Raw genomic sequence first — 26,153 nt, forward strand, 5'->3', positions numbered from 1 at the left:
CAAGCCTGAAACCAAACAAAAGACACCAAACAAACTGGCATCACAAACAGGCCACACCCCAACACGGGGGTATCAGAATGCAGCCAAAAAACAACAACAAACAAAAACCACCAAACACACTATTGAGTTCTCAAACAACACACCCCGGTCACCCACTCGACCGCGCAGTAATCCCGCGACCCGAAGGCCGCGTAGATATAGTGCGGACAAGAGGAACAACCCTGTTGCCAGGTTTGATTCCCGGGAGGTCTTCGCGCTCTCCGGCTTGGCCGGGCCGCTCTGACTTGGAATAAGTTACAGACGAGCTAACGGCGAGTCAAATCGCCTGCTAGATCGGCGTTTCGCGCTCGCACCGATGGCTCAAACCCGCTGTACCCCAGCGATATTCCGCTTCCCCCGGCGCAGCACCAACCAGCGCCCGTGCAGGAAGTGGGACGGTTGTGCCACCCAGTCCTCGCTGTCGATCTTCTCGTTGTTGACCGATACTCCCCCCTCGGCGATCGTGCGCTTGGCAGCACCCTTACTCGCCGACAGGCCGGTGGCCACCAACAGATCCACGATGCCGTCCGCACCGCCTGGGCCGAGCTCGGCCACCGTCGTCTCCCGCAACGCGGCGGACAGGGTCGGTTCATCAAGCCGGGATAGCTCGCCGCGGCCGAACAACGCCTGGGACGCGTGCTCGACGGCGTCAGTCGCAGCTTGACCGTGCACCAACGTGGTCAGTTCTTGGGCCAGCCGCCGCTGCGCGGCGCGCTCATGTGGGCGTTCCGCGGTGGCCTGCGCGAGCTCGGCGAGGTCGTCGGCAGACAGGAAGGTGAACCAGCGCAGGTACCGGATCACGTCGGCGTCGGCGGTATTGACGAAGTACTGATACCAGGCATAAGGGCTGGTCATCTCGGGATCCAGCCACAGGCTGCCGCCGCCGGTGGACTTACCGAACTTGGTTCCGTCCGCCGCGGTGACCAGCGGCACCGTCAGCGCGTGGACGCTCGCGCCCAGCGTCTGACGGGCCAGCCGCACCCCGGCGATGATGTTGCCCCACTGATCGGACCCACCGATCTGCAGTGAGCAGCCGTAGCGCCGATGCAGTTCCACGTAGTCGTTGGCCTGCAGCAGCATGTAGCTGAATTCGGTGTACGAGATGCCGTCGCCGTCGAGCCGGCGACGGATCGTGTCGCGGTCGAGCATCACGTTCACCGAGAAGTGCTTGCCGACGTCGCGCAGGAAATCGATGGCGCTCAGCTGCGCGGTCCAATTCAGGTTGTTCTCCACGACCGCCCCACTGGGTGACTCGTCGAAGTCGACGAAACGCTCCAGCTGGCCGCGGATACGCTCGGCCCACTGCGCGACGGTGTCGGTGGTGTTCATGGTCCGCTCGCCGGTGTCACGAGGATCACCGATCATCCCGGTGGCGCCGCCGGCCAGCACGATCGGCCGGTGTCCGGCCCGCTGGAATCGGCGAAGTGTGAGCAACGGCACCAGATTTCCCGCATGCAGGCTCGGCGCGGTCGGATCGAATCCGCAATACACCGTCATCGGGGGCTGCGCGGCTGCCGCGGCGAGCGCGTCGATGTCGGTCGACTGCGCAATCAGCTCCCGCCAGCCCAACTCGTCGAGAATCGTCGTGCTCATGCGTTGATCTTCCCGCATGGGATGCGGTCAGTCGCTCGCGCCCGGGATTGGCGCGCGCGGACTGCGACGGTAGGCCGATACCTCCGGACGTCCGGTGAGCCACAATCGCCACGGCCGATCGGCGGCCTGCGAGACCCCGACCCGCGGGCCGGCACTCTCCGGACCATCCCCGTCACCGAGCCGGACGATCACCGGCGACGCCGGATCGAAGACGTCGACCCCGTTGTCCGCCATCAGGATGCCCAGCGCTGAACAGAGGTTGCCCGGACCGCGGGCCAGCGCAGCCGGCCGCACCGACGGGCCGCGACGGATCTGCGCCACGTCCAGACCCGACTCGATCGCCGCGGCCCGCACCAGCACCGCCGCCGCCGTGCCGTCGGGGCCGCACGACACGTTGGCGCAGACGTGGATGCCGTGGCTTCGATACGTATAGAGGTGGCCTGGCGGGCCGAACATCACGTTGTTGCGGATACTCGGACCCCGGTATGAGTGGGCCGAGGCGTCCGGCCACGGACCGTCCGGCGGGCCGCCGTACGCCTCGACCTCAACGATCAGCGCGCTGACACCCCGGCAGCTGATCATCCCGCCGAGCAGCAGTCGCGCCGCCGAGACCGGATCCGTGTCCAGCTGATCGCCACCCATCGGACGAAATTCTGCCCCAGACCTTGACCGCCCCTGCGCCGGGGAGCATTATTCATCGTGTGATGAGTTCATCGGGTGATGAATTAATAGTCGACCGGGCCGAACCCGCCATTCGGGTCGAACACCTTCGCGTGGTGCGCGGTAAACGAGTCGCCCTGCACGACATCTCGGTGACGATCCCCCGCGGTTCGATCACCGGACTGCTCGGCCCGTCGGGCTGCGGCAAGACCACCCTGATGCGCAGCATCGTCGGCACCCAGATCGTCACGTCGGGAGCCGTGACCGTGCTCGGACTCCCGGCCGGCTCCCCCGCACTACGGCACCGGGTCGGCTACGTAACCCAGGATCCGACGATCTACAACGACCTCCGGGTCATCGACAACGTCCGCTACTTCGCCGCGCTGTACGGCGCCGCCCCCGCGGTGGCCGATCGCGCGGTCGACGACGTCGGACTGCGCGACCACGCCGCGGCATACTGCGCGAACCTGTCCGGCGGACAGCGCGCCAGGGTGTCGCTGGCCTGCGCGCTGGTCTGTCAGCCCGACCTGCTGGTACTCGACGAGCCGACGGTCGGCCTTGATCCGGTGCTGCGCGTGGACCTGTGGGCCCAGTTCGATGCGCTGGCCCGCCGGGGCACCACCTTGCTGGTGTCCAGTCACGTGATGGACGAGGCCGACCACTGCGCGGGCCTGCTCCTCATGCGCGAAGGCCGACTGTTGGCCCAGACCACCCCCGCCCGTCTGCGAGAGGACACCGGATGCACGTCACTGGAGGAAGCGTTCCTGTCCATCATCAGGCACAGCACCGCAGCGTCAGCAAGCTGAGGCTCCGCGCTTATCTGGGCCCCTATCTGGCCACCACAGGCCGCATCCTGCGCCAGCTGCGGGCCGATCATCGAAGTGTCGCAATGATTCTCGTGGTGCCCAGCGCGGTGATCGCGTTGATGTACTTCATGTTCGACGACGTGCCGAAGTTCCCTGGCGCGGTCTCGCCGTTCCAGACCGCGTGCCTGATTCTGCTCGGACTGTTCCCGTTGTTCGTGATGTTCCTGATCACCTCGATCACCATGCAGCGCGAACGATCCTCGGGAACGTTGGAACGAATCCTGACCACCCCGCTGCGTCGGCTGGACCTGCTGGCCGCCTACGGCACGGCATTCTCGGTCGCGGCCGCCGCGCAGGCGATCCTGGCGTGCGTCGTCGCGTTCTGGCTGTTGGGGTTCGACACCTTGGGTAGCCCGGTCTGGGTGTTCGTCATCGCCGTCATCAACGCGGTGCTCGGTGTCGGCCTCGGTCTGCTGGCAAGCGCATTCGCGCGCACCGAATTTCAAGCCGTGCAGTTCATGCCGGTGGTCATCGTGCCCCAGCTGCTGCTCGCCGGGATCATCGTGCCGCGCAATCAGATGCCGACCTGGCTGGAATGGATCAGCAACGCGATGCCCGCCAGCTACGCGTTGGAGGCCTTACAACAGGTCAACACCCACACCGACCTGACCGCAACCGCGGTCCGGGACATCATCGTGGTCCTGGCTTTCGCGACGGCGGCCATGGCTTTGGCCGCGGCCACCCTGCGGCGGCGCACCCCGTGACCGCCGAACCCCGACGGAGCAAGCGGCCCGGACGCCCACCGGGCACGTCCGATACCCGCGAACGGATCCTGGCCAACGCGCGAGAGCTATTCGCCCGCAACGGTATCGACAAGACCTCGATCCGGTCGATCGCCGCGGCCGCCGGTGTCGACTCAGCCCTGGTGCACCACTACTTCGGCACCAAGGAACAACTGTTCGCGGCGGCGGTCAACATCCCGATCGACCCCATGGCGGTGCTGGTACCGCTGCGCGACACCCCGGTCGACGACCTCGGCCGCGTCCTGCCGTCGATCCTTCTGCCGCTGTGGGATTCGGAGATGGGCAACGGGCTGATCGCGACGATGCGGTCACTGCTGGCGGGCGCCGATGTGTCTCTCGTCCGCTCGTTCCTCCAGGAGATCGTCACAGCCGAAGTCGGGCGCCGAGTCGACAACCCACCGGGCACGGGACGATTACGCGTCCAGTTCGTGGCCTCGCAGCTGGTCGGTGTGGTGATGGCGCGCTACATCATCGGGCTCGAGCCGTTCACGTCACTGACACCGGAACAGATCAGCGACACCATCGCCCCCACATTGCAGCGCTACCTCACCGGCGAATTGCCTTCGCTGTACTGACCCTCAACCCAGGATGGGTAACCGCCGTTCGCGTGACAGCCGGTTCAGCGCCCGCTGCATCACCCGGCGCACATGGGTGTCGACCTCGTCGACATCCGGATGCCTCCCGAACGCCGCGGGATCCACCGGTTCGAGGACTTCCATCACGATTTTGGAGGGCAACGGCAGGTTCGGCGGGAAGGTGACAGTCAGCCCAAACGGGAGCCCGACTGTCACCGGCAGAATGTCCATCCGAATCTTGTTGAGCCCCAATAGCTTCGCAAAGCGTGTCCCACGACCGAGGAAGAACTGGGTCTCCTGGGCGCCGATCGAGACCATCGGCACGATCGGCACACCCGTTTCTATCGCGGTGCGCGCATAGCCGGTGCGGCCGTCGAAGTCGATCGCGTTCTGCCGTGTTGTGGGCCGGTAGGCGTCGTAGTCACCGCCAGGGAAGACCAGCACGACGGCCCCGGCGTCCAGTGCGGCCCTGGCCGCCTTCGGGCTGGCGTGCACAACACCCAGACGTGGCAGCAGCGGACCCCACGGCGCGATGAAGATTCCGTAGTGCGCCAGCGTGTACAGGGGCCGCTCATAACCGAACTCGGCATAGAACGCCGGCCCGAAGATCGGCACATCGGGTGTCAACATGCCCCCGGAGTGGTTGCACACCACCAGCGCGCCGCCCGACCGGGGCATCAACCCGAGTCCACGGACCTCGGCGCGAAAGTACAACCGCAACAACGGCCACATCCGGCCAAGGAGGTGTCGCGTGAAGGAGGGATCCCAGTTGGCGAGTTCGCCATCCAACTGCTCGACGACGACGGCGTCCCCCATGGGGCAACGGTACGCCCGATTGCCCCTGACGGGTTAGGACTCCGAGCGCGCCATCAGACGCTGATGCTCCTCGGGGCTGACGTCGACGGCCTCGTCGACCAGCAACACCGGGATGTCGTCATCGATGCGGTAGGCCTTGTGCAGCCGAGGGTTGTACAGAAGTTCGTCCACCAGCAGCAGCGGCCCGCGGTCGGCCGGGCACACCAGGATGTTCAGCAGTTTCTGGTCGAGCATGTGGGCTACGGGCTCACAGCCGGAGGCGCCGCCGCCGGGGCCTGATTGCCGCCGATGGTCGGTGCGCCATCGCTGGGCATCTGGCCGGCACCCATCACGGCATTGTTCTGCTGTCGCTGCTGCGCCTGCTGCAGGAGCTGCATCTGGGCGAAGATCTTCTGCTGGTAACCCAACGTGTTCTGGAGCGCCTGGATCAGCGGTTTCTGATTGGGGCGGTACTGAAGCGCGTTCTGGATCTCAGCGATGTTCGTCCTCGACGGCTTGATGCCCTGTGCCCGCAGCTTCATCACCGATTTGATCAGATTGGACAACTGGCCGCCGCTGGCGCCCTGGTCGTAGTTCTGGTCGATGAACATCAGCAACTGGTCGGCACTCTGGAACTGCGGGACACCGTTGGCATCAGCTGTCGCCGGGGCCGTCGGGGTGGCCGGTGCGGTGCTCGGGTCAGCCAGCGCCTGCTGCGTGCCGACGCCGACCAGCAGCCCAGCGGCCAGGGCACCGATCGCCGTGCCGCGGACGGCGCGACGCCAGTGACGTGAAACGGTCTGGGTTGTCATGCATTCCTCCGACGCGTGGCGATCTGCGATTATCGGCGAGCCTAACAGCGCCGCGCGACCTGGGCAGAGGCTCAGTTCTCGGTGCCGCTCGAGTCAGCGGTACCGCAAAGCTGAGCGCGTGCCGCAGCCGTCAAACGCTTGTACTTCCCCGTATCGGGCTCCACATGCCAGGCGTTACGAGAAGCCTTCGGTATCCCGTCGGCGCGCAACGCCGACACCGTCGGACGGCACGTGGCGCTGAGCGGCATCTCCGGCACCACATGAACCACGTCGGGCGCCAGGCCGACGGGCATCGACGCGAACGCATCGGTCAGGTCCGCGGTGGTCACGGCCATGCCGTCGCGCAGCGTGATCGCGGTGACAGCGATGACGCCGTCGGCCCCCTCGACGCTGTAGGTGGCGGCCAGGTCGACGGCGTTGATCCGGCCGACGGCGTCGGTGACCGATTCCGGAAACACGACGCCGCGTTCGGTTCGGATCAGCAGCGGGCGGTTGCCCAGCAGCCAGAAGTCGCCGTCGGCATCGCGCCGGAACACATACTCGGTGGAAATCCAGGTGTCCCCCGGGGCGAACACGCCGCGCTTGACAGAGGCGGTCGGGTCGATCGGTCCCCACGGCCGGGCCAGCAGCACACCGACCTCGTTGGGCTCCGCGACCGCGACGAATCCGCGGTCGTCCTCCAGGATCAGGTCGTCGTCGGCGTCGTAGGCAGCCAACTCGACCTGGCCGCCGCCGGGCAACGGGCGGCCCTTGCTGCCGATCTTGGCTCCGGCCACATTCGCCAGCACGGCCTGACCGTCGGTGGTGGCGAAGAACTCGACCACGTTGGCGGGGCTGAAGGCCTCGACGGTCCGCTGCCAGAGTCCCGGCGGCATACCCGAGCCGATGAACAGCCGCACCGGATGATTGCCGCGCAACCGGAAATCCGGGTCGTCGACAACGCTGCGCAGCATCGTCCAGGTGTAGGAGACGACGGTGACGCCGTACTGCCGGATCTCGGTGAGGAAGCGGTCCGGGTGCAGACCGCGCGACAGCGCGATGCGGGTGCCGCCGACCACGGCGCCGCCGAGGCTGACCAACAACCCGGACTGGTGGTGCAGCGGAGTCAGGCAGTACACGGTGTCACCGCGGCCCAGCGCGGCGGCCGAGGCGGTGCCGAACGCGGACAACGCCCAGCGGTAGTTGGTGATCTGCTTGGGCACCAGCGCCCCGCCGACGGTGTTGAACGCGACGAACGCCAGGTCCCGCGCAAACCCCGGGTTGGGCCGGTACCACCCCGGCAGCGCCACGGCGTCCGGATCGATCTTCTCCATGTCGACGACGTTGCTGTCGTCGGGCAGATTCAGATCGCGGGTCTCACCGCCGCCGAGAACCAGCACCTGGACCGGGAGCTTGCGGGCCGCGTCGAGGTTGCCCGGGTCGGTGATGACCTCGCTGACGCCGCCGATGCGGACCGCTTCGTCGAGGTCGGCGTCCGGCGGCATCAGCACCGCGACCGCACCGAGGCGGGACAACGCGGCGATCGCCACCAGCGCCGACGGCCGGGTGTCCATCAGGACACCGACCCGTACGCCCTGACGCACGCCGACTGAGATCAGGCCGCGGACAACGTTGTTGATCCGTCGGTTCACCGCCTCGTAGGTGTGCACCCGCCCGTCGTACAACAGGAACTCACCGTTGGGCGCGCCGTCGGCCTGCTCGTCGATGATGCGGCCGAGCGAGATTCTGGTGTGGTCGTTGATCTGGCCCAGCCGGGTCAGGCGTGGCAGCGTGCGGGCGGTCTCGACCGCGAGCGTGCGCATCGACTTCCTGGTGTTGACCACCGCCCCGGCCGCACCGCGCGCCAACGACCAGGCGACTTCCGACGCCTCGGCAACGCCGTGCATCAGCCGCGCGGACAGCGCCACCCCGGACTCGTCCGGCTCGGCGTCGCTGTCCTGCATGGGCGCGATCGCGGCGGGCCGCGAATCCTGCCCGGACAGCCAGCGCACCCAGTCCGCCACCGTCGGCCACGTGGCCGTCGCCGCCTTGGATCCGACCACCAGACCGAAGTGCCCGGCCCGGATCATCACCTCATAGACGTCGGCGCCGGGGGCTGCGCGCTTGATGCCCCGCACCGAGGCGGGCTGACCGATGTCGTCGACCTCACCGACGAACGCCAGCACCGGGCAGGTGATATCGGACAACGTCACCAGCTGACCGTTGATGTTGAACCCGCCCGACATCATCCGGTTGTGCGAGATGAACTGCTTGAGCAGCTCGGAAACCGCAGGGCCCGACCAGGCGATCCAGCCTTCGGAATCCAGGAAGCGCCGCTGCTGCTCGCGCGGCAGCAGCGCGTCGCGGTCATGCAGCTGGCGCAGGAAGTCGATGCGGGCCTTCGCCGTCTTGAGCGGGTCGAGCATCTGAAAACCGGTGCGGGCCAACCATCCCGGAACGTCGATGCGGTTGAACACGTGATCGGCCATGAAGTCCGCGGCCACCGCACCGATGTTGGGCGGGATCCCCATCGGCAGCGCAGCCAGGGTGTCGACCGGGGAGCCGAACGCGACGATGCTGGCGATGTCCTTGGTCCGCCGGTAGGCGGCGGTCTGGTAGCAGAACATGCCGCCCTGCGAATAGCCCGCCAGATGAACGCTCTGACCGGTGGACTCCTTGACGGTGTCGATGGCCTCGCTGAGCGCGACGATGTGGTCGGTGAGGTTGCGTTCCATGCCGCCCTCGACCTCGTCGGGTGAGCCGAAGTCGATCACCCACGGGTCGAGGCCCGCCTCGTGCAGGATGCCGACAGCGCCGTCCTCCCGGGTGACGTCCCACATGTTCGCCGACATCATCATCGGGTGGACCATGAGCACCGGCGGGCCCGCGGGCCGCTGGCCGGGCCTGCTGTCCGGCGGAAAGTAGCGCCGAAGCTTGTACATCGGCTTGCTCTCGACGATCTGGAACGGTGACGGCACCGCCCCGGTTTCCAGACCCCCCAGCCGCAGTACCTCGAAACCGTTCTGCGCCGTCGCCATCAGGCGCTCCACAGGCCTGGTGACCGCCGACAAATTCAGATCCACGGGTGTTCCCCTGTCCCACGTCGCTGCTGCATGAGGCCCCGACAGCCAGCACATCATGGCATAACGCCGATCCGCGTCCCGTCGCTTTCAGTGCTCCCCAGTAGCCTCATGCCAGTGGCACACCTGCTCGGAGCTGAAGCACTGCACCTGCAATTCCCGACCCAGGTGGTCTTCGACTCCGTGACCGTCGGAGTCAACGAAGGCGACCGCATCGGCATCGTGGGCCGCAACGGCGACGGCAAATCGAGCCTGCTGAGCATGCTGACCGGGCAACTGACACCGAATTCGGGGCGGGTCACCCGTCGCACCGGCGTCCACGTCGGCGCACTCGACCAATCCGACACCCTCGACGACGCCAGCACGGTCGGGCACGTCCTGGTGGGCGACCTGGCTGATCACGAGTGGGCCGGTGACCCCAAGGTCCGTGACGTCGTTGGTGGGCTGGTCGCGGATATCGCGTGGGATGCGCTGGTGTCGACGCTGTCCGGCGGTCAGCGCCGCCGCGTTCAGCTGGCCCGGCTGTTGATGGGCGACTGGGATGTGATCGCACTCGACGAGCCCACCAACCACCTCGATGTCGAGGGCATCACCTGGCTGGCCGGGCACCTCAAGACGCGGTGGGCCCGCACCGGCGGCGGGCTGCTCGTCGTGACCCACGATCGGTGGTTCCTCGACGAGGTGGCCCTCACCACCTGGGAGGTTCACGATGGCATCGTCGAACCGTTCGACGGCGGCTACGCCGCCTACATTCTGCAGCGGGTCGAACGGGACCGGCAGGCCGCGACAGTGGAAGCCAAGCGCCAGAACCTGATGAAGAAGGAGCTGGCCTGGTTGCGGCGCGGTGCGCCCGCGCGGACGTCCAAACCGAAGTTCCGCATCGAGGCCGCCAACCAGCTGATCGAAGACGTGCCGCCACTGCGCAACCCGATCGAACTCGCCAAACTGGCGACCGCCCGGCTGGGTAAAGAGGTCGTCGACCTCCTCGACGTCGGCGTGACCTACGACGGCCGACAGGTGCTGCGCGACATCGAGTGGCGGATCGCGCCCGGCGAGCGCACCGGGATCCTCGGCGCGAACGGTGCAGGCAAGTCGACGCTGCTGGGCCTGATCGCGGGCACGGTCACACCCGACAGCGGCAGGGTCAAGCGCGGCAAGACCGTCAAACTCGCGATGCTCGACCAGCAGGCAGGCATTCTCGCCGAGTTCGAGGGCGATATGGTCCGCGAGGTTCTCGCCCAGCTGCAGACCGACTTCTCTGTCGACGGCAAGGACGTCACACCGGCTCAGCTGCTGGAACGGCTCGGCTTCCGCCGCGAACACCTGTCCGCGCGAGTCGGGGAACTGTCCGGCGGCCAACGACGTCGACTCCAGCTGTTGCTCACGATCTTGTCGGAGCCGAACGTGCTGATCCTCGACGAGCCCACCAACGATGTCGACACCGATATGTTGGCGGCCACCGAGGATCTGCTGGACTCCTGGCCTGGCACCCTGATCGTCGTATCCCACGACCGCTACCTGCTCGAGCGCGTCACCGATCAGCAGTACGCGATCCTCGGCGGGCGGCTACGCCACCTTCCGGGCGGCGTGGACGAGTACCTGCGGATGGCGAAGGCGCAACCCGCCGCCGCGACGCCTGGCTCCCCCACCCGATCCGGCTCCGCACCGTCGTCCGAAGCGCTGTCGGGCGCCGAATTACGCAGTGTGCAGAAAGAGATCACGTCGATCGAGCGGTCGTTGGCCAAACTCGACGGCCGCATCACCGCGATGCATGCCGAGCTGGCCGCGCACGATCAGTCCGACCACGTCGAAATCGGCCGTTTGACAACGGAATTGCGCGCACTAGAAAACGAAGTCGCCGCGGCCGAGGCGCGCTGGCTGGATCTTTCGGAACAACTCGAGTGATTCAGCGCCACTGTTCGTAAGATGTCAGCCATGCGCTACCTGCTGCGGCCGCTGCGCGTCTTCGCGCAGTACTGGCCGCAACTGGCAGCCCTGTACCTGCTCGGCGTGCTGGGTCGCCGCGGCGCCATCGAATGGGCCGCCTGGGCCGGCCACGACAATCAGTGGTGGGCGTCGCTGATCATGCCGCTCGCCGGGATGGCGCGGCTGGGCTCCTACGTGGCGATGTTCCTGGTGCTGCGCCCGGCTTTCCCGGTGCTCGCGGCGCTCGGGCGCCGACCGGCCCGGCGGATCGACCTGTTCTCCACCATCGTCGTACCGTTCTTCGCGATCTACTTGGCGTGGCAGATGTTTCGCGAGGACTGGCTGGCGTTCGAGCAGCGCGCGCTGCAGTACCGCGTCGGCGAGGCGATGATGTCCGCTGTCGCGGGCGGGCCGCCCACCGATCTGCATGCCGCCGAACTTCCGGTGGGCGCGGGCACCTGGCTGCTCATCGGCGCGGCCCTGGTCCTGCGCACGGTGCTGAGCAAGGTCAAGGATCGGTTGCCGTCCTGGTTGGTGGCGGTGCGGCTGTACTTCGACGCACTGTGGGTGTTCCTCGTACTCAGTTTCTCGGTCAACCAGGGTCTGACCCTGCTGACCAAGCCCGGGGACTGGGTCGCTCACCGGCGAGTGATGGTGTGGCTGAGCGCCACTCGCGCCGAGGTGTTCTCGTACTTCTCCCCGTTGGAGAAGGTGTGGGATGTCGTGATGTGGGCGCTGCGCACGGTATTCGGGGGCGCCGCTGTGCCGCTGATTTGGCTCGCCGTGGCGGGCATCGTCTACGGCGTCACCTCGACAGCCGATTGGCGCAGCGTGCTGCAGCGCATCGGCGGTCAGCGGGCGACCACCTGGATCGACCGCTCAGCGCCCACCGGGAAACGCCTGCAAAAACGAGTGCGGATCGTACCGAAAGCCGTCCGCGAGAAAGTCGTCGATTATGGGGTGGACCAAGTCGGCAAGTTCCGGCCCATCACCGACTCGGCGCGCATCGTCCTGCACGGCGGTGTTCTCGCCTTGACGCTGTATGTGCTCGGCTATCTCGGACTGGCGTGGCTCGATATGACGGGAAGTTTCTACCGGGCGCAACTCGGTGACGGCTACCTTCTACGCGGCGCCGCCTGGTTCATCGGCCCGCATCCCCAGCCTTTCTGGCAGGGCTTCGGCAACACGCTGAGCCTGGTGTCGCATCTCATCGTGGAGCCGCTGCGGATCTGTCTGGTCGCAAGCACGTTCGCGTACTGCGTCGAGCACATCGCGCGTGATCCCGAACCCGAGGCAGCGCCTACAGCTGCAGCCGCAGCCTGATCCGGCCGTCCAGGTTCGTCACGTCGACGGCGGTGGGCACCACGTCCTGGGGAAGCAGGAAACTGAACTGCACGGGACCGGGCCTGGTGCAACGATCGGAGGCATTGTCCGGCAGAGCCGCGGTATAACCGCCGATGCCTTCGGCCTGCCAGCGCCGGGTGCCGTCGGTGATGACACCGGTGCACAGATCGCCGGCGCGGGCGTTGGTTCGCGCGATCGACACCACCTGCAGGACAGTGCCTTTGGGTAGGGGTCGAGCACCCGGTCCGGGGGTCCGGTCCAGGTGACGAACATCCGATATCGACCAGGTTTGGCCGTCGACCGTCCCGCTCTGCCCGGCGGCGATCACGTGCGGTGGGATCACTGTGTCTCGGTACCGTGACCAGTCGGGCCACACATCGACGACAACCAGGACCGCCAACGCCGCCACCACGACGACCGTCGCCAGAGCGTTGCGCTGCCACAGTTTTCGTGGCACAGGCAGCTTCATTGCGCCCCCAGTTTCGACGGTGGCACGACAATCGAACGCGGTCGGTCGACGCCGGCGAGCGGGATGTCGACCACCAACCGTGAATCGAGTCGTCCGTCGCCGCCCCAGACCCGCAGCACCACGGACGGGACCGTCTTCAAGAGATCGGGCGGCACGTCGAACGCCCAGGTGCGCTGTTGAGTGATTCCGGGTTGCACCAGGTCCGCACCAGACAACAGCTGAGTGGTCGGCGCGTAGGTGTTGGGGCCGACCAGCAGGTCGGCGTGCGGCAATACCGGCTCCCGGGAAGCCTCGAGCGTCGTCAGCGTCACCACCCAGACACCTGCCGCCGCATAGGATTTCCGGGACTGCTGCGCCGTGACGGTCGGGGTCATCGAGGCGTGTGTGACGGTCGCCGACAGATTCTGACCGACGGCCCGGCTGCCGACGCCCGCATGAACGTCGAACGGCGCATAGATGGTCGTGTTGGCCGGCAGGTGTAGCCACACCAGGGTCGCCACCGCCATCGCCACCACGGTTGCCGCGGCCGCGCCCACACTGCGACGGCTCATGGCTTGCCCCGCACCGGAATTGTCGCCTGGCCGTACTCGGTCTCGCTGTCCACCCACGTCTTCCCATAGGTCACCATGAGCTCGGTGAATTTCTTCTTCCAGATCCGCACGGTCACGGAATCACCTGGGCGTAGCACGTTCTGGGGCAACGTCCAGAGCACGCCGACTTCGTCGGTCAGACCCGGGCCGAGGCTTGGAACCGGGCTTCCGTCGCTCAGGCGAACGACGCCGTAGAACCGCTTTTGCGGCTGGTCGCGCAGGTCGATCTCGTCGTCGAGATACGCCGGGACCGTGCCGTCGTTGCGGATCTTCATGACGATGCCCAGATACGTCCGGCCGGGCGTCTTCGGCGCGATGAGGGTTGTACCCGCCCGCAGTTCGTCGACCAGGGTTGCGCGCTCGAGCGTAACGGTGAATGCGTTGTCGCTGAACTCGTCACCAGGCTTGAACTCGGTGACGGCGGAGTCAACGGTGTCGAGCCCGCCGAACAACGCGGTGGCGGCCAGGATGACGACGGTCAGCAGCCGGCCGATCTGGCTCAGGCTGAGTCCGGCCAACCAGCCACGAACACCTCGCCGCGGTGCGGCGGCCGGGTCCGGCGCTCCCCCCATATCTGGCGATGGTAATGGGTGGTCGGCGTGCGCTACCGCCGCAGACGCAACCGCAGCTTCTCGACGCTGTCCCGCACCACGCCCAGCTGGGCGGCCACCTGGGTCGGCGCGGTGCCGCCGCGGGCGTCGCGGGAGGACACCGACCCGTCGACGGTCAGCACACTGCGCACGTCCGGGGTCAGCTCGCCGCTGATCTCGGCCAGTTCCGCATCGGTGAGCTCATCGAGGCCGACCCCGCGGCCCTCGGCGGTCCGCACCGCGGCACCTGCCGCTTCGTGGGCCACCCGGAACGGCACCCCGCGGCGCACCAGCCACTCGGCGACATCGGTGGCAAGGGTGTAGCCGGCCGGCGCGAGTGCGGCCATCCGGTCGGTGTCGAATCGCAGGGTCGCGACCAGTCCGGCCATCGCGGGCAGTACGAGCTCGAGTTGAGCCACCGAGTCGAACACCGGCTCCTTGTCTTCCTGCAGGTCCCGGTTGTAGGCCAGCGGCTGAGCCTTCAGGGTGGCCAGCAGGCCGGTGAGGTTACCGATCAACCGGCCCGACTTGCCGCGGGCGAGTTCGGCGATGTCCGGGTTCTTCTTCTGCGGCATGATGGAGCTGCCCGTCGACCAGGCGTCGTGCAGCGTCGCATAGCCGAATTCGGTTGTGCTCCAGAGGATGATGTCCTCGGCCAGCCGGGACAGGTCGACTCCGATCATCGCCAGCACGAAGGCAGCCTCGGCGGCGAAGTCGCGAGAAGCAGTGGCGTCGATCGAATTGTCGGCTGCGGCAGCGAATCCCAGCTCCTCGGCGATGGCGTCGGGATCCAACCCCAGCGACGAGCCGGCGAGAGCGCCCGAACCATAGGGCGATACCGCGGTGCGATCGTCGAAGTCGGCGATGCGGTCGACGTCACGCAGCAGCGGGTGGGCGTGTGCCAGGAGGTGGTGGGCCAGCAGCACCGGCTGCGCGGCCTGCAGGTGGGTCTTGCCCGGCATGATCGCCGTCGGGTGAGCGGCGGCCTGCATCGACAAAGCGGAGACCACTTCGAGGGCACCGTCGGCGACGCGTCGCATCGCGTCCCGCAGCCACATCCGGAACAAGGTGGCCACCTGGTCATTTCGTGACCGTCCTGCCCGCAGCCGGCCACCGAGATCCGGACCGACCCGGTCGATGAGGCCGCGCTCCAGCGCCCCGTGCACGTCCTCGTCGGTGACCAACGGGGTGAAGCTGCCGTCGGCGACGTCCTGTCCCAGGCTGTCCAGGCCGGCGAGCAATCCGTCGCGCTGCTCGTCGGTCAGCAGGCCCGCGGTGTGCAGCACCTTGGCGTGCGCCTTGGAGGCGGCCACGTCGTAGGGCGCCAACACCCAGTCGAAATGGGTGGACTTGCTCAGCGCCGCCAGGGCGGGCGCCGGGCCGTCGGCGAAGCGGCCGCCCCACAGCGAGCCCTCGTTGGTGCTCACGTCTGATTGCCTGCCAAGTCCCGGCGGGCGGCGATCTTCGACGACAACCCGTGCACATGGACGAATCCCTTGGCCGACGACTGGTCGAAGGTGTCGCCCTCGTCGTAGGTGGCGAGGTTGAAGTCGTACAGCGACGTCGGGCTGCGCCGGCCGTTGACCGCGATGTGCCCGCCGTGCAACACCATCCGGATCTCGCCGGTCACATGCTGTTGGGTGTCGGCGACGAAAGCCTCCAGGGACCGCTTGAGCGGCGAGAACCACAGACCGTCGTAGACCAGCTCGCTCCACTTGCGATCGGTGGTGCGCTTGAACCGCCCGAGTTCACGCTCCAGCGTGACGTGCTCGAGTTCGGTGTGGGCGGTGATCAGCACCATCGCGCCCGGGGCTTCGTAGATCTCCCGGCTCTTGATGCCGACCAGCCGGTCTTCGACGACGTCGAGGCGACCCACCCCCTGGGCACCGGCGCGGCGGTTGAGCTCCTCGATGGCCTGCAAAACGGACACGCCGCGTCCATCGATGGAGACAGGCACCCCCTTCTCGAAGCCGACGATCACCTCGTCAGGTGTGCTCCAGTTCAGCGTCGGGTCTTCGGTGTAGTCGTAGACATCCTTGGTCGGCGCGTTCCAGAGGTGTTCCAGGAAGCCGGTTTCCACCGCGCGCCCCCACACGTTCTGGTCGATGGAGAACGGTGAGCGCTTGGTGACGTTGATCGGGATGGCGTTCTCCTCGGCGAACGCGATCGCCTTCTCCCGGGTCCAGGCGTAGTCGCGAACCGGGGCCAGCACCTCGAGATCCGGTGCCAGCGAAGCGAATCCGACCTCGAAGCGAACCTGGTCGTTGCCCTTGCCGGTGCAGCCGTGCGCGACGATGCCACCACGGTGTTCACGGGCCGCGGTCACCAGATGCTTGACGATCAGCGGCCGGCTCAGCGCCGACACCAGCGGGTAGCGATCCATGTACAGGGCGTTGGACTTGATAGCCGGCAGGCAGTACTGCTCGGCGAACTCGTCGCGGGCATCGACCACGACCGCTTCGACGGCACCGCAATCGAGGGCACGCTGGCGGACGACCTCCATGTCCTCGCCGCCCTGGCCGAGGTCGATGGCGACGGCCACCACCTCCTTGCCGGTCTCCTTGCCGATCCAGCTGATGGCCACCGAGGTGTCCAGGCCGCCGGAATACGCCAAGATGACGCGTTCGGACATGAAGTGCTCCTTTGCCTTTGGGTTCTAGTGAATGGTCTCGAACATGGTGGCCAGTTGCGCGCCGGTCATCGGCTCGCGGGCCACCACCAGGATGGTGTCATCGCCGGCGACGGTGCCGACGACGTCGGGCAACGCCGCCCGGTCGATCGCACTGGCCAGGTAGTGCGCCGCACCGGGCGGGGTGCGCAACACGGCCAGGTTGCCACTGGCGTCGGTGGACACCAGCAGATCGCCGAGCAGGCGGGACACCCGCTCGGTGCCGCCGGATATCCCCCGCACCGGGCTGCCGTCCTCGGGCACGACGTAGACGCCGCTGCCGCCGTCGGCACCGCGCAGCTTGACCGCGCCCAGTTCCTCGAGGTCACGCGACAACGTCGCCTGGGTGACGTCGATGCCCTCGTCGGCCAAGAGCGCGGCGAGCTCACTCTGGCTGTGGACCGACTGGGAGGACAGCAGCGCCACGATCCGGGCCTGCCGCCCGGCCCGTGTGGTGCTGACCTCGCTGGTCACCTGTTCTCCAGCAACCACACCAGCAGCGCCTTCTGAGCGTGCAGCCGGTTCTCGGCTTCGTCCCACACCGCACTGTGCGGGCCGTCGATCACCTCGTCGGTGATCTCGTGTCCCCGGTGGGCCGGCAGGCAGTGCAGCACAACGGCATCGGAGTCGGCGTGGTCGAGAAGGCCGGCGTTGAGCTGGAAGGGCCGGAACGGCACCACCCGGTCGAGGCCGTCGTTCTCCTGTCCCATCGACGTCCAGGTGTCGGTGACCAGGACGTCGGCGCCTTTCGCGCCGGCGACCGCATCGGTGGTGAGTGTGACGGTGGCGCTGGTCTGCCTGCCACGGTGTTCGGCGGCGGCCACGAACATCGGGTGCGGCTCGAATCCGGCCGGCGCGGCGATCGTCACGTGGATGCCCGCGGTCACGCCGCCGAGCATCAGCGAGTGCGCCATGTTGTTGGCGCCGTCACCGAAGTAGGTCATCCGTAGGCCGTTCAGCGAGCCCTTGCGCTCGGCCAGGGTCTGCAGATCCGCCAGCACCTGGCACGGGTGGAACTCGTCCGACAGCGCGTTGACCACGGGAACCGTTGCCGCGGAGGCCATTGCGTTCAGCCGCTGCTGCGCGAAGGTTCGCCAGACGATCGCGTCGACGTAGCGGGACAGCACCCGACCGGTGTCCTCGAGGGTCTCTTCTCGACCCAACTGGGTGGCACGGCCGTCGACCACGACGGCGTGCCCGCCGAGTTGGGCGATGCCCACCTCGAACGAGAACCGGGTGCGAGTGGAGTTCTTGTCGAAGATCACCGCCACGCCGCGCGGGCCCTCCAGCGGGCGCCGGCTCATCGGCTCCTTCTTGAGAACGGCCGCCAGTTCCAGGATCTCGCCCTGCTCCTGCTGGTTCAGGTCGTCGTCACGCAGGAAATGTCTCAGGGTGCTCATCGGGCCGCCTCGTCCAGGATCGCGGGTAGTGCGTGCAGGAAACTGTCGATCTGCGCTTCGGTGATGATCAGCGGCGGGGCCAGTCGCACCACGTCGGGTGCGGCGGCGTTGACCAGGAAACCGGCGTCACGGGCGGCGGTTTCGACGATCTTGCCCTGCGGCGCGGTCAGCACCACACCGCGCAACAGACCCCGTCCCCGGACATGGTCGACCAACGGGTGGCCCAGCGCCTCGATGCCGTGGCTCAGCGTCTTGCCGAGGACGTCGGCGCGGGTGACCAGGTCGTCGTGGGCAAGCACCGTGAGCACCGCCAGGGCGGCCGCGGTGCACACCGGGTTGCCACCGAAGGTGCTGCCGTGTAGGCCGGGGGTCAACAGGTCGGCGGTCGGGCCGATGGCCAGGCAGGCCCCGATCGGCAGTCCGCCGCCGAGTCCCTTTGCCAGCGTGACGATGTCGGGTGTGATGCCGTCGTGCTGGTGAGCGAAGAACGCACCGGTGCGCCCGACACCGGTCTGCACCTCGTCGAGCACCAGCAGTGCGCCGTGGCGGCTGGTGATCTCGCGTGCGGCGACCAGATAGCCCTCGGGCGGCACCACCACGCCGCCTTCGCCCATGATGGGCTCCAGGAAGACCGCCGCGGTGTCATCGCCGACAGCTGCTGCGAGCGCATCGACATCGCCGTAGGGCACGTGCGTGACGAAGCCGGGCAGCGGTTCGAACGGCGCCTGCTTGGCGGCCTGGCCGGTCAACGCGAGCGAGCCCATGGTGCGGCCGTGGAAGGCGTTCTGGGCGGCAACGAGTTTCGTGCGGCCGGTCAGCCGGGTGATCTTGAAGGCGACCTCGTTGGCCTCGGTGCCGGAGTTGCAGAAGAACGCCCGCGCCGGCGCGCCGAGCTGGTCGACCAACGCTTCGGCCAGCGCGATACCCGGCTCGGTCGCATACAGGTTCGAGGTGTGCCCCAGCGTGTTGAGCTGGGTGGTGACCGCGTCGATGATCGCCGGGTGGCGGTGGCCGAGGATGTTGACCGCGATACCGCCGAGCAGATCGAGGTAGCTCTTGCCGTTCTCGTCGGTGACGACGGCGCCGTCGCCGCTGGCCAATGCCAACGGCGGGGTGCCGTAGTTGTCCATCATGACGTCGGACCAACGGTCGAGGAGTGACATCAGGGGATCACCTTCGTTCCGGCGCCTTCATCGGTGAAAAGTTCGACCAGCACGCAGTGTTCGACCCGTCCGTCGATCACGTGTGCGCTGGGCACCCCACCCTCGACGGCCCGCAGGCAGGCCTCGATCTTCGGGATCATCCCGGTCTCCAAGTTCGGCAGCATCTCGGCAAGGGTGACGGTGTCGATCTGGCTGACCAGCGAATCCCGGTCGGGCCAGCGGGTGTAGAGGCCTTCGACGTCGGTGAGCATCAGCAACTTCTCGGCGCCAAGGGCTTTGGCCACCGCAGCTGCGGCGGTGTCGGCGTTGATGTTGTGCACCACACCGTCGGCGTCGGGCGCGATGGTCGAGATCACCGGGATGCGCCCGGCCGCAATGAGATCCAGGACGGCAGCGGAATTGACGCGATCGACGTCGCCCACCAGGCCGATGTCGGTGAGAACACCATCGACGGTGACGCCGCGTCGTACCGCGGTGAGCAAATGTGCGTCCTCGCCGGTGATGCCGACCGCGTACGGGCCGTGGGCGTTGATGAGGTTCACCAGCTCGCGCCCGACCTGACCGAACAGCACCATCCGGGCGATGTCGAGCACCTCGGGGGTGGTGACCCGGAACCCGCCTTTGAATTCTCCTTCGATGCCCAGCCTTTTGAGCATGGCGCTGATCTGCGGACCGCCGCCGTGCACCACCACCGGGTGAATACCGGCGTTGCGCAGGAACACCATGTCATCGGCGAATGCGGCCTTGAGCCGGGCGTCGGTCATGGCGTTGCCGCCGTATTTGATGACGACGATCTTGTCGTTCAGTTGCTTGAGCCACGGCAGCGCCTCGGCGAGGACCGCCGCCTTGGTGTTCACGGTCGCGGTCATGAGCTGTAGGCCGAGTTCTCCTCGACGTACGCGTGGGACAGGTCGGTGGTGCGGATGGTCGAGCGCCCGCCGCCGAGCTTGAGATCGACCGTCACCTCGATGTCCGGGCCCGACAGGTCCACATCGCGGGCCCCCTGGGCGCCGGCCCCGTCGATGCACACCGGGAAACCGTTGAACGACACGGCGATCCGCTGGGCGTCGATCTCGAACGGCACCATTCCGACGGCTGCGAGCACCCGTCCCCAGTTCGGGTCGGAGCCGAACAGCGCCGTCTTGACCAGGCTGTCGCGCGCGATGATCCGGCCTGCGGTCACCGCGTCGTCGTCACTGGGCGCCCCGGTGACGGTGATCGCGACGCGCTTGGTGACGCCTTCGGCATCGGCCTGCAGCTGCGCGCAGAGGTCGTCGCACACCCGCAGCACGGCCGCATCCAGATCGTCCTGGCTGGGCGCGATCTCACTGGCGCCGGAGGCCAGCAGCAGCACCGTGTCATTGGTCGAGCAGCTGCCGTCGACGTCGAGGCGGTCGAAGGTCTTGGCGGTGGCCCGGCGCAATGCGGTGTCCAGCGCGGCGGAGTCGGCCACCGCGTCAGTGGTCAGCACCACCAGCATCGTCGCCAGCGACGGGGCCAGCATGCCCGCACCCTTTGCCATCCCGCCGACGGTCCAGTTCTCCCCCGTTTCCGGGGCGTGATGCAGGGCAACCTGTTTCGGCACGGTATCGGTGGTCATGATGGCCCGCGCAGCTTCATCACCGCCGGTCAGCCCACCGCCGAGTTCGTGGACGATCGCCGTGACGCCGGCCAGCACCTTGGCAAGAGGCAGCCGATCGCCGATCAGGCCCGTCGAACAGACTGCGACCTCGACCGGGCCGGTCTCGGTGCCCCACTGCGACAGCGCCGCGGCGACCGCCTCGGCGGTGGCGTGGGTGTCCTGAAAGCCTCCCGCACCGGTACAGGCGTTGGCGCCACCGGAGTTCAACAACACCGCGCGCAGTCGGCCGGTGGTCAGGACCTGCTGGCTCCACAACACCGGGGCCGCCTTGACCTGATTGCGGGTGAACACCCCGGCGGCCGCGTAGTCGGGACCTTCGTTCAACACCAGCGCCAGGTCGAGCGCGCCGGATTTCTTGATACCGGCCGCGATTCCGGTCGCGCGGAACCCCGCAGGCGCGGTAACCCCCTGGGTACGAACTAGTTTGGCCTGATCCGCGGTGCCCGTTCCCAGGTCGCTCAGCTCCTGCCCTCCGATTGTCATGGCGCCACTCCCACGATCGACAGTCCTTCGGTCTCGCCCCAGCCGAGCGCCAGGTTCATCGACTGCACCGCCGCACCGGCGGTGCCCTTCACCAAGTTGTCGATGGCGCACACCGCGACCAGCACGCCGGCGTCGGCGTCGACGGCGACCGCCAGCTGGGCGGCATTGCTGCCGATCACGGCACCGGTGCGGGGCAATTGCCCTTCGGGCAGCAGATGGATGAACGGTTCGGCGTCATAGGCCTTTTCGTACGCCGTGCGGATCTCGGACACCGACGCCTGGGTGCGGGCGGTGCAGGTGGCCAGGATGCCGCGGGACGTCGGGATCAACACCGGAGTGAACGAGACCGTGACGTCGCGATCGGTGACCGCCCGCAGGCCCTGCGCGATTTCCGGGGTGTGCCGGTGCGCTCCGGCGATGTTGTACGCGCGCGCCGACCCGATGACCTCCGAGCCCAGCAGGTCGACCTTGGCGGCGCGGCCCGCGCCGGAGGTGCCGCTGACCGCCACCACCGTGACCGCCGGCTCGACCAGGTCGGCGGCGACCGCGGGCAGCAATGCGAGCAGCGCTGCGGTCGGATAGCAGCCGGGTACAGCGATTCGGGTGGCGTCCCGCAGCCGGTCCCGCCCGCCGGGCCGTTCGGGCAGCCCGTAGGGCCAGCTGCCCGCATGCTCCGTACCGTAGAACCGCTGCCAGTCGCCGGCGTCGGTGAGCCGGAAGTCGGCGCCGCAGTCGATGATCACGGTGTCATCACCGAGCTGCTCGGCCAGCGCCGCCGAGTGGCCGTGCGGAAGGGCCAGGAACACCACGTCGTGGCCCGCCAGGATCTCGGTCTCGGTGGGCTCGAGTACCCGGCCGGCCAGCGGCAGCAGGTGCGGGTGATGTTCGGAAAGCTGAGTGCCCGCACTGGCGGCGGCGGTCAGCGCGCCGATGGTCAGACGGCCGTCGGCATACGCCGGGTGTCCGAGCAACAAGCGCAGGATCTCACCGCCGGCATAGCCGCTGGCGCCGGCAATCGCCACCGAAGTCATCCCGTGATTTTGCATGGTTATGCAACCGTATGCAAATTCATTCTGAACCCCTTTGTCGAGATCGACGAAATGCTGCGATCTCCTCGCACAACGTCGGCCACACGTCGGTTTGGGCGCGGCGAGGGATCAGCCCCGCAGCTCGGCGCCGACCCGCTCGGTAGCCGCGGCCACCGCCGCATCGCGGGCCGCGCTGGCCTCGTCCTCGGTCAGCGTCCGGTCCGGTGCCCGGAAGCGCAGCGCCAGCGTCAGCGACTTTCGGTCCGCGCCGATCTGCGGCCCGGTGTAGACGTCGAACAGCGCAACATCCTCCAGCAGCTCACCGGCGCCGTCCCGGACGGCGTCGATCACCGCCGCAGCGGGGACATCACCGGCGACGACGAGGCTGACGTCCTGGAACACCGCCGGGAACGGCGACACCCGCGGGGCGGGCAGCGTCTGGACGATCGGCACGGCATCCAGGTCCAGTTCGAATGCGCAGGTGCCCTTCGGCAACCCGGAGCGCTCGATGACCGACGGATGCAGCTGCCCGGCATGGCCGACCACCTGCCCGTCGACGAGAACCTCAGCGCAGCGGCCGGGATGCCACGGCAGGTACTGCGCTGCGCGCAGCGTCACGTCGACACCGCAGGCGCGGGCGATGGTCCGCACCGCCTCGAAGGCGTCGGCAGCCTCCACCGCACGCCCGGGACCCCAGGGTCCGCGGGGCTCGCGCAGCCCCGTCAGCACCGCACCGACGTGCACCGGCTGACTGGGCAGCGAGGCGTCCAATGCCGCGATCTCCTCGTCGCTCGGCCTGCGGTGCGTCGGGATCAACTCGACACCCGTGGTCTGGTCGGTGGGGTACACCACCTGCGCGATGGAGAACAGCGCGACGTCGCCGAAGCCTCGGGACACGTTGCGGGACAGCGCTTCCAGCAGAGCCGGCAGCAGCGTGGTGGCAAGGCTGGGGCGGTCGGCCTCCAGCGGATTGAGCACCGTGGTGGTGACCCGGCGCGGGTCGCGGTCCGGCAGGCCCCAGGCGTCGAAGACGCCGGCGGGCAGGAACGGAGTGGGCAGCACCTCGACAAAGCCGGACAGGCCCAGCGCCTTGCCGACCGCCCGTCGCCGCTTCTGCGCCGCGGTCAGGCCGCGGCCGGCGGGTGCGGTGGGCAACACCGACGGGATCTTGTCCAGGCCTTCCAGCCGCAGCACCTCTTCGACCAGGTCGGCGGGCTGCGCCAGATCCGGGCGCCAGCTGGGCGGCGTGACGACGAGGATGGCCGGGTCGGCCTCGTCCTCGGTCACCTCGGCGCCGATCTGGGTCAACCGCCTGACCGTGGTGCCACCGTCGTATTCCACCCCGGCGAGCTGATCGGGCAGATCGAAGCGGATCCGCACCGGTGGCGGGGACCAGTTGTCGCGTGGCGGGTCTCCGCGCCAGTCGGTGAGCGTGGGTTCGATGGTGCCACCGGCGATCGAGGCGAGCAGTCGCGCGCAGCGATCAACCGCGGCAACGGAGATGGCGGGGTCGACGGAACGTTCGTAGCGCCGCCCCGCCTCGCTGACCAGGTGCAGACGGCGGATGGTCCGTGACACCGCGGCCGGATCCCAGACCGCCGCTTCCAGCAGGATGTCGGTGGAGTCGTCGTCGATCTCGGTGGTGCCCGCGCCCATCACGCCGCCGATGGCGGCCGTCGCGACGTCGTCGACGATCAGCACGTCGGCCGGGTCGAGTTTGCGCTCGATGTCGTCGAGCGTGACGACGGTCTCCCCCGGCTTGGCGAACCGGACCACGAATTCGCCGTTGATGCGGCTGCGGTCGTGGGCGTGCATCGGGTGGCCGAGCTCGAGCATCACGTAGTTGGTGACGTCGACGGCCGGTGAGATGGGCCGGATACCGCAGAGCATCAGCCGCCGGCGTAACCACCACGGCGACAATGCATTCGGATTGATTCCGGTGACCGGCCGCAACGCGAAACGGCTGACACCGGTCTCCGGTTCGACGGTGACCGGCAGCGCCACACCCTCAGCGGGCAGCGGCGGGATATCGGCCGGGTCGTTGTAGTCCAGGTCGTAGGCACAGGCGATTTCGCGGGCGATGCCGCGCACCGACATGCCGTATCCGCGGTCGGGCGTCACCGCCAGGTCGAAGATCACGTCGTCGAGTCCGAGTACGGCGATACCGTCCGCGCCGGGTTCGGCGGTGTCCGGCGGCAGCACGAGAATGCCGGAATGATCGGAACCCAAACCCAATTCGGCCGTCGAGCAGATCATGCCGTCGGAGAGGCGGCCGTAGGTCTTGCGGCTGGCGATATGGAAGTCACCCGGAAGCGTGGTACCCGGGAGCGCGACGACGACGAGATCCCCGACGGCGAAGTTCGTTGCACCGCAGACGATATCGCGGTCCTCGGCTTCGCCCACATCGACCTTGCAGGCCCGGATGGGCTTCTTGAACTCGGTGAGCTCTTCGATCGCGGTGACCCGCCCGACGGTCAGCGGACCGCTCACCGGGCCGAGGGCGATGATGTCCTCGACCTCGTGGCCGACGCGGATGAGGGCGTGTTCGAGGTCGTGCGGTTCGACATCCCAGTCGGGTGCGCCGCGCTGCACGACTTCACGCAGCCAGCTGTAGGGAAGACGCATCAGATACCGACCCCGAACGGCAACGAGAACCGCACGTCGCCTTCGACCATGTCGCGCATGTCGGGAATGCCGTTGCGGAACTGCAGCGTGCGTTCGAGGCCCATCCCGAATGCGAAGCCCGAGTAGACCTCCGGATCAATACCCGCGGCGCGCAACACGTTCGGATTGACCATGCCGCAACCACCCCACTCGACCCAGCCGGGGCCGCCCTTCTTGTTCGGGAACCAGATGTCCACCTCGGCCGAGGGCTCGGTGAACGGGAAGAAGTGCGGCCGCATCCGGGTGCGGGCGCCCTCGCCGAATTCGGAACGGGCGAACGCGTCCAGCGTGCCCCGCAGGTGGGCCATCGTCAGCCCGCGATCGACGGCGAGCCCCTCGACCTGATGGAAGACCGGCGTGTGGGTGGAGTCCAGTTCGTCGGTGCGGAACGTCCGCCCGATCGACACGATGTAGACCGGCAGCTCACGGTCGAGCAGCGTGCGCACCTGGACCGGCGAGGTGTGGGTGCGCAGCAACTGGCGCGACCCCTCCGGAGCGATGTGGAACGTGTCGGACTCGCTGCGGGCCGGATGGTCGGGCGGAAAGTTCAGCGCGTCGAAGTTGAATTGCTCGGTCTCGACCTCGGGGCCTTCGGCCAGCTCCCAGCCCATCGCGACAAAGGTGTCGGCGACGTGCTCGGCCAGGATCGTGATCGGGTGCCGCGCCCCGACGGGCTGCCGTGCCGAGGGCAGCGTGACGTCAATGGCCTCGGCAACCAGGACCGCCGCGTCGCGTTCGGCGCGCAGCACTGCCAGGCGTTCGTCGTAGCTCCGCTGGGCATCGCCGCGGGCGACGTTCACCAGCTTGCCCGCCTCGGCGCGGTCGGCCTTCGGCAGCGTCGCCAGCGCCTGGCGGGCCAGTGCGAGCGGAGCGCGGTCGCCCAGGTGATCGGTCTTGGCGCGGGCCAGCGCGTCCAGGTCAGCCGCCTCTTCGAAGGCGTGCCGGGCCGCGCTGACGGCCTCGGTCAGCGATTCCTGCGACAAGTCGACGGGTTGGGAACCCACGCGGCAAGACACTCCTTTTTCGCAGCTGGGCTTATTTCCG

At 67.9% G+C, this 26,153-nt stretch carries 24 protein-coding genes; 5 read left to right on the forward strand and 19 right to left on the reverse strand.

Annotated elements, in window-relative coordinates:
* Positions 1-360: 360 nt before the first annotated feature.
* Both tyrS and AB4879_RS26115 read right to left on the reverse strand, forming a co-directional pair.
* On the reverse strand, positions 361-1,632 hold the full coding sequence (gene tyrS, locus AB4879_RS26110) for a tyrosine--tRNA ligase (protein WP_370509914.1): 1,272 nt from the start codon (positions 1,630-1,632) through the stop codon (positions 361-363).
* Between the two features lie 27 nt (positions 1,633-1,659).
* Positions 1,660-2,274 (reverse strand): DNA-3-methyladenine glycosylase, encoded by a 615-nt coding sequence (locus AB4879_RS26115; protein WP_370509915.1) that lies wholly within the window; start codon positions 2,272-2,274, stop codon positions 1,660-1,662.
* A gap of 59 nt (positions 2,275-2,333) precedes the next feature.
* On the opposite strand from AB4879_RS26115, the gene AB4879_RS26120 reads away from it, so the two are divergent.
* The 3 genes from AB4879_RS26120 to AB4879_RS26130 are packed head-to-tail and all read left to right on the forward strand — an operon-like array spanning position 2,334 to position 4,476.
* Positions 2,334-3,098: an ABC transporter ATP-binding protein gene (locus AB4879_RS26120; RefSeq protein WP_370509916.1), complete on the forward strand. Its 765-nt coding sequence runs from the start codon at positions 2,334-2,336 to the stop codon at positions 3,096-3,098.
* Entirely contained in the window at positions 3,032-3,862 is an 831-nt protein-coding gene (locus AB4879_RS26125) for an ABC transporter permease (RefSeq protein WP_370509917.1), read from the forward strand. The genes AB4879_RS26120 and AB4879_RS26125 overlap by 67 nt, the downstream gene beginning before the upstream one ends.
* Positions 3,859-4,476 (forward strand): TetR family transcriptional regulator, encoded by a 618-nt coding sequence (locus AB4879_RS26130; protein WP_370509918.1) that lies wholly within the window; start codon positions 3,859-3,861, stop codon positions 4,474-4,476. The genes AB4879_RS26125 and AB4879_RS26130 overlap by 4 nt, the downstream gene beginning before the upstream one ends.
* Positions 4,477-4,479: 3 nt before the next feature.
* Here the strand turns inward: AB4879_RS26130 and AB4879_RS26135 are convergent, their stop codons facing one another.
* The 4 genes from AB4879_RS26135 to AB4879_RS26150 form a co-directional block, all read right to left on the reverse strand.
* Positions 4,480-5,292, reverse strand: coding sequence for a 1-acyl-sn-glycerol-3-phosphate acyltransferase (locus AB4879_RS26135; RefSeq protein ID WP_370509919.1), 813 nt, complete (start codon positions 5,290-5,292; stop codon positions 4,480-4,482).
* Between the two features lie 33 nt (positions 5,293-5,325).
* Positions 5,326-5,526 carry a Trm112 family protein gene (locus AB4879_RS26140; protein ID WP_102809455.1) on the reverse strand — a complete coding sequence of 67 codons (201 nt, stop codon included), beginning with the start codon at positions 5,524-5,526 and terminating at the stop codon, positions 5,326-5,328.
* Between the two features lie 5 nt (positions 5,527-5,531).
* Positions 5,532-6,083, reverse strand: a complete 552-nt coding sequence (locus AB4879_RS26145) for a hypothetical protein (protein ID WP_102809454.1) — start codon at positions 6,081-6,083, stop codon at positions 5,532-5,534.
* 71 nt (positions 6,084-6,154) lie between these two features.
* Positions 6,155-9,199 (reverse strand): acyl-CoA synthetase, encoded by a 3,045-nt coding sequence (locus AB4879_RS26150; protein ID WP_370510224.1) that lies wholly within the window; start codon positions 9,197-9,199, stop codon positions 6,155-6,157.
* A 60-nt stretch (positions 9,200-9,259) separates the two neighbouring features.
* On the opposite strand from AB4879_RS26150, the gene AB4879_RS26155 reads away from it, so the two are divergent.
* Positions 9,260-11,047, forward strand: coding sequence for an ABC-F family ATP-binding cassette domain-containing protein (locus AB4879_RS26155; RefSeq protein ID WP_370509920.1), 1,788 nt, complete (start codon positions 9,260-9,262; stop codon positions 11,045-11,047).
* 30 nt (positions 11,048-11,077) lie between these two features.
* Positions 11,078-12,391, forward strand: a complete 1,314-nt coding sequence (locus AB4879_RS26160; RefSeq protein ID WP_370509921.1) for a hypothetical protein — start codon at positions 11,078-11,080, stop codon at positions 12,389-12,391.
* On the opposite strand, the gene AB4879_RS26165 is transcribed toward AB4879_RS26160, so the two are convergent.
* From AB4879_RS26165 to pheS, 13 genes are all read right to left on the reverse strand, one after another.
* Complete coding sequence (locus tag AB4879_RS26165; RefSeq protein ID WP_370509922.1) at positions 12,369-12,869, reverse strand: hypothetical protein; 501 nt, start codon at positions 12,867-12,869, stop codon at positions 12,369-12,371. The genes AB4879_RS26160 and AB4879_RS26165 overlap by 23 nt on opposite strands.
* 8 nt (positions 12,870-12,877) lie before the next feature.
* Complete coding sequence (locus tag AB4879_RS26170; RefSeq protein WP_370509923.1) at positions 12,878-13,432, reverse strand: hypothetical protein; 555 nt, start codon at positions 13,430-13,432, stop codon at positions 12,878-12,880.
* Entirely contained in the window at positions 13,429-14,043 is a 615-nt protein-coding gene (locus AB4879_RS26175) for a hypothetical protein (protein WP_370509924.1), read from the reverse strand. The genes AB4879_RS26170 and AB4879_RS26175 overlap by 4 nt, the downstream gene beginning before the upstream one ends.
* Before the next feature lie 32 nt (positions 14,044-14,075).
* On the reverse strand, positions 14,076-15,488 hold the full coding sequence (gene argH / locus AB4879_RS26180) for an argininosuccinate lyase (RefSeq protein ID WP_370509925.1): 1,413 nt from the start codon (positions 15,486-15,488) through the stop codon (positions 14,076-14,078).
* Positions 15,485-16,693, reverse strand: coding sequence for an argininosuccinate synthase (locus AB4879_RS26185; RefSeq protein ID WP_036344796.1), 1,209 nt, complete (start codon positions 16,691-16,693; stop codon positions 15,485-15,487). The genes argH and AB4879_RS26185 overlap by 4 nt, the downstream gene beginning before the upstream one ends.
* Positions 16,694-16,717: 24 nt before the next feature.
* On the reverse strand, positions 16,718-17,221 hold the full coding sequence (locus AB4879_RS26190; protein WP_081845212.1) for an arginine repressor: 504 nt from the start codon (positions 17,219-17,221) through the stop codon (positions 16,718-16,720).
* Entirely contained in the window at positions 17,200-18,129 is a 930-nt protein-coding gene (gene argF / locus AB4879_RS26195; RefSeq protein ID WP_370509926.1) for an ornithine carbamoyltransferase, read from the reverse strand. Before argF ends, AB4879_RS26190 begins: the two co-directional genes overlap by 22 nt.
* Entirely contained in the window at positions 18,126-19,292 is a 1,167-nt protein-coding gene (locus tag AB4879_RS26200) for an acetylornithine transaminase (protein WP_370509927.1), read from the reverse strand. Before AB4879_RS26200 ends, argF begins: the two co-directional genes overlap by 4 nt.
* The gene (gene argB / locus AB4879_RS26205) at positions 19,292-20,161 is read right to left on the reverse strand and encodes an acetylglutamate kinase (RefSeq protein ID WP_370509928.1); all 870 of its coding nucleotides are present in this window, start codon (positions 20,159-20,161) and stop codon (positions 19,292-19,294) included. The genes AB4879_RS26200 and argB overlap by 1 nt, the downstream gene beginning before the upstream one ends.
* Positions 20,158-21,417 (reverse strand): bifunctional glutamate N-acetyltransferase/amino-acid acetyltransferase ArgJ, encoded by a 1,260-nt coding sequence (gene argJ, locus AB4879_RS26210; protein ID WP_370509929.1) that lies wholly within the window; start codon positions 21,415-21,417, stop codon positions 20,158-20,160. The genes argB and argJ overlap by 4 nt, the downstream gene beginning before the upstream one ends.
* Positions 21,414-22,448, reverse strand: a complete 1,035-nt coding sequence (argC, locus tag AB4879_RS26215; protein ID WP_370509930.1) for an N-acetyl-gamma-glutamyl-phosphate reductase — start codon at positions 22,446-22,448, stop codon at positions 21,414-21,416. The genes argJ and argC overlap by 4 nt, the downstream gene beginning before the upstream one ends.
* Positions 22,449-22,574: 126 nt before the next feature.
* On the reverse strand, positions 22,575-25,070 hold the full coding sequence (gene pheT / locus AB4879_RS26220; RefSeq protein ID WP_370509931.1) for a phenylalanine--tRNA ligase subunit beta: 2,496 nt from the start codon (positions 25,068-25,070) through the stop codon (positions 22,575-22,577).
* Positions 25,070-26,113 (reverse strand): phenylalanine--tRNA ligase subunit alpha, encoded by a 1,044-nt coding sequence (gene pheS / locus AB4879_RS26225; RefSeq protein ID WP_199190027.1) that lies wholly within the window; start codon positions 26,111-26,113, stop codon positions 25,070-25,072. Before pheS ends, pheT begins: the two co-directional genes overlap by 1 nt.
* Between the last annotated feature and the right edge of the window lie 40 nt (positions 26,114-26,153).

This window comes from Mycobacterium sp. SA01 (assembly GCF_041287105.1).
Classification (GTDB): domain Bacteria; phylum Actinomycetota; class Actinomycetes; order Mycobacteriales; family Mycobacteriaceae; genus Mycobacterium.

Coding starts and splice junctions, on each gene's coding strand:
- argC (WP_370509930.1), bottom strand. CDS start 22,448: ATGACTTCGGTGGCGATTGCCGGCGCCAGCGGCTATGCCGGCGGTGAG.
- argF (WP_370509926.1), bottom strand. CDS start 18,129: ATGAGCACCCTGAGACATTTCCTGCGTGACGACGACCTGAACCAGCAG.
- AB4879_RS26115 (WP_370509915.1), bottom strand. CDS start 2,274: ATGGGTGGCGATCAGCTGGACACGGATCCGGTCTCGGCGGCGCGACTG.
- argB (WP_370509928.1), bottom strand. CDS start 20,161: ATGACCGCGACCGTGAACACCAAGGCGGCGGTCCTCGCCGAGGCGCTG.
- pheT (WP_370509931.1), bottom strand. CDS start 25,070: ATGCGTCTTCCCTACAGCTGGCTGCGTGAAGTCGTGCAGCGCGGCGCA.
- argJ (WP_370509929.1), bottom strand. CDS start 21,417: ATGACAATCGGAGGGCAGGAGCTGAGCGACCTGGGAACGGGCACCGCG.
- AB4879_RS26200 (WP_370509927.1), bottom strand. CDS start 19,292: ATGTCACTCCTCGACCGTTGGTCCGACGTCATGATGGACAACTACGGC.
- AB4879_RS26170 (WP_370509923.1), bottom strand. CDS start 13,432: ATGAGCCGTCGCAGTGTGGGCGCGGCCGCGGCAACCGTGGTGGCGATG.
- AB4879_RS26135 (WP_370509919.1), bottom strand. CDS start 5,292: ATGGGGGACGCCGTCGTCGTCGAGCAGTTGGATGGCGAACTCGCCAAC.
- AB4879_RS26160 (WP_370509921.1), top strand. CDS start 11,078: ATGCGCTACCTGCTGCGGCCGCTGCGCGTCTTCGCGCAGTACTGGCCG.
- tyrS (WP_370509914.1), bottom strand. CDS start 1,632: ATGAGCACGACGATTCTCGACGAGTTGGGCTGGCGGGAGCTGATTGCG.
- AB4879_RS26145 (WP_102809454.1), bottom strand. CDS start 6,083: ATGACAACCCAGACCGTTTCACGTCACTGGCGTCGCGCCGTCCGCGGC.
- AB4879_RS26175 (WP_370509924.1), bottom strand. CDS start 14,043: ATGGGGGGAGCGCCGGACCCGGCCGCCGCACCGCGGCGAGGTGTTCGT.
- AB4879_RS26140 (WP_102809455.1), bottom strand. CDS start 5,526: ATGCTCGACCAGAAACTGCTGAACATCCTGGTGTGCCCGGCCGACCGC.
- AB4879_RS26125 (WP_370509917.1), top strand. CDS start 3,032: ATGCACGTCACTGGAGGAAGCGTTCCTGTCCATCATCAGGCACAGCAC.
- AB4879_RS26185 (WP_036344796.1), bottom strand. CDS start 16,693: ATGTCCGAACGCGTCATCTTGGCGTATTCCGGCGGCCTGGACACCTCG.
- AB4879_RS26150 (WP_370510224.1), bottom strand. CDS start 9,199: ATGTGCTGGCTGTCGGGGCCTCATGCAGCAGCGACGTGGGACAGGGGA.